General features: G+C 65.9%; 6 protein-coding genes. All 6 read left to right on the top strand.

The features are described 5' to 3' along the window. On the top strand, positions 1-1,388 hold a 1,388-nt coding region (locus GL300_RS25890; RefSeq protein ID WP_155042552.1), incomplete at its 5' end, for a cytochrome ubiquinol oxidase subunit I. A 3-nt stretch (positions 1,389-1,391) separates the two neighbouring features. After that, positions 1,392-2,402 carry a cytochrome d ubiquinol oxidase subunit II gene (gene cydB, locus GL300_RS25885; protein WP_155042551.1) on the top strand — a complete coding sequence of 337 codons (1,011 nt, stop codon included), beginning with the start codon at positions 1,392-1,394 and terminating at the stop codon, positions 2,400-2,402. Beyond that, complete coding sequence (locus tag GL300_RS25880) at positions 2,402-2,557, top strand: DUF2474 domain-containing protein (RefSeq protein ID WP_155042550.1); 156 nt, start codon at positions 2,402-2,404, stop codon at positions 2,555-2,557. The genes cydB and GL300_RS25880 overlap by 1 nt, the downstream gene beginning before the upstream one ends. A gap of 97 nt (positions 2,558-2,654) precedes the next feature. Beyond that, positions 2,655-3,779: an ABC transporter substrate-binding protein gene (locus GL300_RS25875; RefSeq protein WP_211595417.1), complete on the top strand. Its 1,125-nt coding sequence runs from the start codon at positions 2,655-2,657 to the stop codon at positions 3,777-3,779. Continuing rightward, entirely contained in the window at positions 3,769-4,836 is a 1,068-nt protein-coding gene (locus tag GL300_RS25870) for a FecCD family ABC transporter permease (protein WP_155042549.1), read from the top strand. The genes GL300_RS25875 and GL300_RS25870 overlap by 11 nt, the downstream gene beginning before the upstream one ends. Continuing rightward, the coding region (locus tag GL300_RS25865) for an ABC transporter ATP-binding protein (RefSeq protein ID WP_155042548.1) at positions 4,830-5,524 on the top strand (695 nt) is incomplete at its 3' end. The genes GL300_RS25870 and GL300_RS25865, both read left to right, overlap by 7 nt.

Below are 5,524 nucleotides of genomic sequence, written 5' to 3'. Positions count from 1 at the left end.
TGGCGCGAGTTCAGTTTGGTTTCACGGTGTCGTTTCACATTGTGTTCCCGGCGATCACGATTGGTCTGGCGAGCTATCTGGCGGTGCTTGAGGGGTTGTGGCTGTGGACGCGGGACCGGGCCTATCTGGATCTGTGCCATTTCTGGTCGCATGTGTTTGCGGTGAACTTTGCCATGGGCGTGGTCTCGGGGCTGGTGATGGCCTATCAGTTCGGGACCAACTGGAGCTATTTCTCGGCCTTTGCCGGGTCGGTGACCGGGCCGCTGCTGGCCTATGAGGTGCTGACGGCGTTCTTCCTTGAGGCCGGGTTTCTGGGGGTGATGCTGTTTGGCTGGAACAAGGTCGGGCCGGGCCTGCATTTCTTTGCCACCGTGATGGTGGCGATCGGCACGCTGATCTCGGCCACCTGGATCCTGGCCTCGAACAGCTGGATGCAGACCCCGCAGGGCTTCGAGATCGTGAACGGCGTCGTGGTGCCGACCGACTGGCTGAAGGTGATCTTCAACCCCTCCTTCCCCTACCGGCTGGCGCATATGACGGTGGCGGCCTTTCTGTCGACGGCGCTGTTCGTGGGGGCGGCGGGGGCCTGGCACCTGCTGCGCGGCAATCAGGACCGCCGCATCCGCAAGATGTTTTCCATGGCGATGTGGATGCTGGTGGTGGTGGCGCCGCTGCAGGTGGTGATCGGCGACCAGCACGGGCTGAACACGCTGCAGCACCAGCCGGCCAAGGTCGCGGCGATGGAGGGGCATTGGCGCAACGAACCCGGCGCGGGCGTGCCGCTGATCCTGTTCGGCTGGCCCGACATGGCCGCCGAGGAGACCCGCTACAAGCTGGAGATCCCGCGCCTGGGCAGCCTGATCCTGACCCATAGCCTGGACGGCCAGTTCAAGGGTCTGAGCGAATTCCCCCCCGAGGACCGCCCCAATGCCACGGTGGTGTTCTGGTCGTTCCGGATCATGGTGGGCTTGGGCTTCCTGATGCTGGCCTTGGGCGGCTGGAGCCTGTGGCGGCGCTGGCGTGGCAGCCTTTACGACCGCGGCCTGTTCCTGCGGCTGGCGCTGTGGATGGGGCCCTCGGGGCTGATCGCGATCCTCGCTGGCTGGTTCACCACCGAGATCGGTCGCCAGCCCTGGGTGGTCTACGGGGTGATGCGGACCAAGGACGCGGTCTCGAACCATTCGGCGCCGGTGCTGACGGCGGTGCTGCTGGTCTTCATCGTGATGTATTTCGCGGTCTTCGGCACCGGCATCCGCTACATGCTGAAGCTGGTCGCCAAGGGGCCGCAGACCATTCCCGACCATCCGCATGATCCCGGCCCGCAATCGCAGCGCCCGGCCCGGCCGCTTTCGGCCGCGCCCGACAGCATCGACAGGCAAGGGAGGTAAGCCATGGGTATCGATCTGCCGCTGCTCTGGGCGATGATCATCGGCTTTGGCCTGATGATGTATGTGATCATGGACGGGTTCGATCTGGGCATCGGCATCCTGTTCCCCTTCGTGCGTGACCGCGACGACCGCGACGCGATGGTCAACAGCGTCGCCCCGGTCTGGGACGGCAACGAGACCTGGCTGGTGCTGGGCGGTGCGGCGCTGCTGGCGGCGTTTCCGCTGGCCTATGCGGTGATCCTCAGCGCGCTTTACCTGCCCCTGATGCTGATGCTGGCCGGGCTGATCTGGCGCGGCGTCGCCTTTGAGTTCCGCTTCAAGGCCGACGAGGCCCACAAGCCCTTCTGGGACAAGGCCTTTGCCTGGGGCTCCTATGTCGCGACCTTCTCGCAGGGGCTGGCGCTGGGGGCCTTTATCAACGGGTTCGAGCTGCGGGACGGCAGCTATGCCGGTGGGGTCTTTGACTGGCTGACCCCGTTCAGCCTGTTCACCGGGCTGGCGATGATCCTGGCCTATGCGCTGCTGGGTGCCAGCTGGCTGGTGATGAAGACCGAAGGCGCGCTGCAGGCCCGGATGCGGGAACTGGGCCGGCCGGTGACGCTGGCGGTGCTGGCCACGATCGCGGCGGTCAGCCTGTGGACGCCGCTGGCCCATCCCCAGATCGCTAGCCGCTGGTTCGCGCTGCCGAACCTGATCCTGCTGGCCCCGGTCCCGGCGCTGGTGGTGCTGACCGGCTGGGCGCTGCTGCGGGCGATGCGCCAAAGCAGCAGCCACAGCGCGCCGTTCCTGCTGGCGCTGGTCCTGCTGTTTCTGGGCTATAGCGGGCTGGCGATCAGCCTGTGGCCGAACATCATCCCGCCCGGCATCTCGATCTGGCAGGCGGCGGCGCCGCCGCAAAGCATGGGCTTTGCACTGGTCGGCGCGCTGTTCATCATCCCCTTCATCCTCGCCTATACCGCATGGTCCTATTACGTGTTCCGCGGCAAGGTGAAGGCCGGCGAGGGCTATCACTGATGGACGCCCCGCAATCCCGGCAATCCCGGCAACCCCGGCAATGGCTGCGCCGGATCGGCTGGCTGGTGCTGATCTGGGCGGCCAGCGTGCTGGCACTGGGCGCGGTGGCGCTGCTGTTTCGCGGGGTGATGAGCATGGCGGGCATGACCGGCTGACGCGGGTTTTGGCCGAGCGGTGCGCCCGCATTCTTGACTAATTCACTCATGCTTCATAGAGCGGCGCCAATACCGGCTTTTACATGTGGATCGCTCTATGATTATTCGTCTGGCCGCCCTGACGGGCCTGCTTTGTGCCGCGCAACTGCTTCCGGCCATGGCCGATCCGATCACCGTGACCGATGTCGCCGGGCGCGAAGTCACGGTCGAGGCCCCGGCCAAGCGCATCATTCTGGGCGAGGGTCGCCAGATCTACCTGCTGGGCGTCCTGGAACGCGAGGCCCCCTTCGCCCGCGTCGTCGGCTGGCGGCAGGACCTGCTGGAGGCCGATCCCGACACTTACGCCAAATATGCCGCGAAGTTCCCCGAGCTGAAGAAGCTGCCGACCTTTGGCGGCTTCAAGGACGGCACCTTCGACGTGGAGCAGGCCGCGGCGCTGAAGCCCGACCTGATCCTGATGAACCTCGAATCCAAGGCCGCGACCGAGGATGCGGGCTATGACAAGAAGCTGGGCGCGCTTGGCATTCCGATCGTCTATGTCGATTTCCGCGAAGACCCGATGGCCCATAGCGTGCAGTCGATGCAGATCATGGGCCAGCTGACCGGGCATGAGGACAAGGCGGCCGAATATGTCGACTACGTCCATGACCAGATGGCGCGCGTCACCGATGTCATCGCCAAGGCCGAGATCCAGCGTCCCAAGGTCTTTGTCGACCGCGCCGGCGGCTATTCGGACGATTGCTGCATGACCTTCGGCAATGGCAATTTCGGCGAATATGTCGAGATCGCCGGCGGCACCAACATCGCCAAGGACATCCTGCCCACCACCTTCGGCACGCTGAACCCCGAACAGATCATCGCCGCCAATCCCGATCAGGTCATCGTCACCGGCGGCAACTGGGAGGCCTATGTCCCCGGCGGCGCCTGGATCGGCGTCGGCCCCGGCGCGGATCTGGATCTGGCCCGCACCAAGCTGCAGGCGCTGACCACCCGCACCGCGATGACCGGCATCACGGCCGTCAAGACCGGTCAGGTCCATGCGATCTGGCACCAGTTCTACGACAACCCCTATTACTTCGTCGCCGTCCAGCAATTGGCCAAATGGATCCAGCCCGAGCTGTTCGCCGATCTCGACCCCGAGGCGACGCTGAAGGAACTGCACGAACGCTTCCTGCCGGTCGATTACACGCCGGGCTACTGGGTCTCATTGAATGACAAGTAAGGCGGACATTGCCGAAGTGTCCCAGGGGCGCGATTTCTATCGCGCCCTTGTGCTGCGTCGGCAGATCATCCTTGTGGGTCTTGCGCTGGCGCTGATGTTCAGCATCTGCGTCGATCTGGCGCTGGGACCGGCGCGCTATTCGCTGGGGCAGGTGCTGCAGGCGCTGATCTGGCCGTCGCAGGTCGAGGATCAGGTCCGCGTCGTGCTGTGGCAGATCCGGATGCCGGTGGCGCTGATGGCCGCAGTGGTCGGTGCCAGCCTGTCGATCGCCGGTGTGCAGATGCAGACCATCCTGAACAACCCGCTGGCCAGCCCCTTCACCCTGGGGATCTCGGCCGGGGCGGGGTTCGGCGCGGCCTTGGCCCTGGCCTTCGGCGTCAGCCTGTTCCCCTTCGCCATCGAATATGTCATCCCGATCAACGCCTTCCTGATGGCGATGCTGACCGCCCTGGCGATCTATGGCCTCAGCCTGCGTCAGGGCGTCACCAGCGAGACCATCGTGCTGCTGGGCATCGCGCTGGTCTTCATCTTCAACGCGCTGATGTCGCTGATCCAGTTCTTTGCCAGCCAGCAGGCGGTGGCGGCGGTGGTGTTCTGGACCATGGGCAGCCTGACCAAGGCGACCTGGCCCAAGCTGTGGATCTCGCTGTCGGTGCTGCTGGTCGCGGCCCCCCTGCTGGCGCGCCGCGGCTGGGCGCTGACCGCGATGCGGCTGGGCGATGCGAAAGCCGAAAGCATGGGCATCCGTCCGCGCCGCTTGCGGCTGGAGGTGCTGGTCATCGTCAGCCTGCTGGCCTCGATCTCGGTATCCTTCGTCGGCACCATCGGCTTCATCGGGCTGGTCGGGCCGCATATCGCGCGCATGCTTCTGGGCGAGGACCAGCGCTTCCTGTTGCCCGGCGCGGCGCTGTCGGGGGCGCTGATCCTGTCGGTGGGCTCGATCCTGTCCAAGATGGTCATTCCCGGCACGGTGATCCCGATCGGCATCGTCACCTCGCTGGTCGGCATCCCGTTCTTTCTGTACCTGATCCTGAACCGGAAGGCCGCGTCATGGTAAGCCTGCAACTTCAGGATCTGTCAGCGTCCTATGCCGGTCGCCCGGTGCTGTCCGGGATCTCGACCCCGGTGCTGCAGGGCGGCCAGCTGGTGGCGCTGCTGGGACCGAACGCCGCCGGGAAATCGACGCTGTTCCGGCGCATCTTCGGCCTGTTGAAAGGCGGCGGCGAGGTCCGGGTGACGGGCGCCACCGTGCCCCGCCCCATCGCCTATATGCCCCAGGACAGCGGCGCCCGCCCGGTGCTGACGGTTTACGAATCCATCCTGCTGGCCCGGATGCAGGGCCGCCGGTTGCAGGTCGCCCCCGAGGACCATGCCGAGGTCGAGCGCATTCTGGACCTGCTGGCGATCACCCATCTGCGCCAGCGCAATATCGGCGATCTCAGCGGCGGCCAGCGCCAGATGGTCAGCGCCGCGCAGGTCCTGGTGCTGAACCCGCAGATCCTGCTGATGGACGAGCCGACCTCGGCCCTGGATCTCAGCCGCCAGATCGACCTGCTGGCGCTGCTGCACCGCCTGACCCGCGAGCAGGGCCTGCTGATCATCGTCGCCCTGCACGATATCGGCCACGCCCTGCACTTCTCGGACGCGGCCATGGTCATCCAGTCCGGCCAGCTCATCGCCTGCGGCCCCACCCCCGAGGTCGTCACCCCAGACCTCCTGCGCCACGTCTTCGACGTCAAAGCCCG

This window comes from Paracoccus litorisediminis (genome assembly GCF_009711205.1).
Taxonomy (GTDB): domain Bacteria; phylum Pseudomonadota; class Alphaproteobacteria; order Rhodobacterales; family Rhodobacteraceae; genus Paracoccus; species Paracoccus litorisediminis.
Note: the sequence above shows the minus strand (reverse complement) of the source record. Positions and strands in the feature narration are given on the sequence as shown.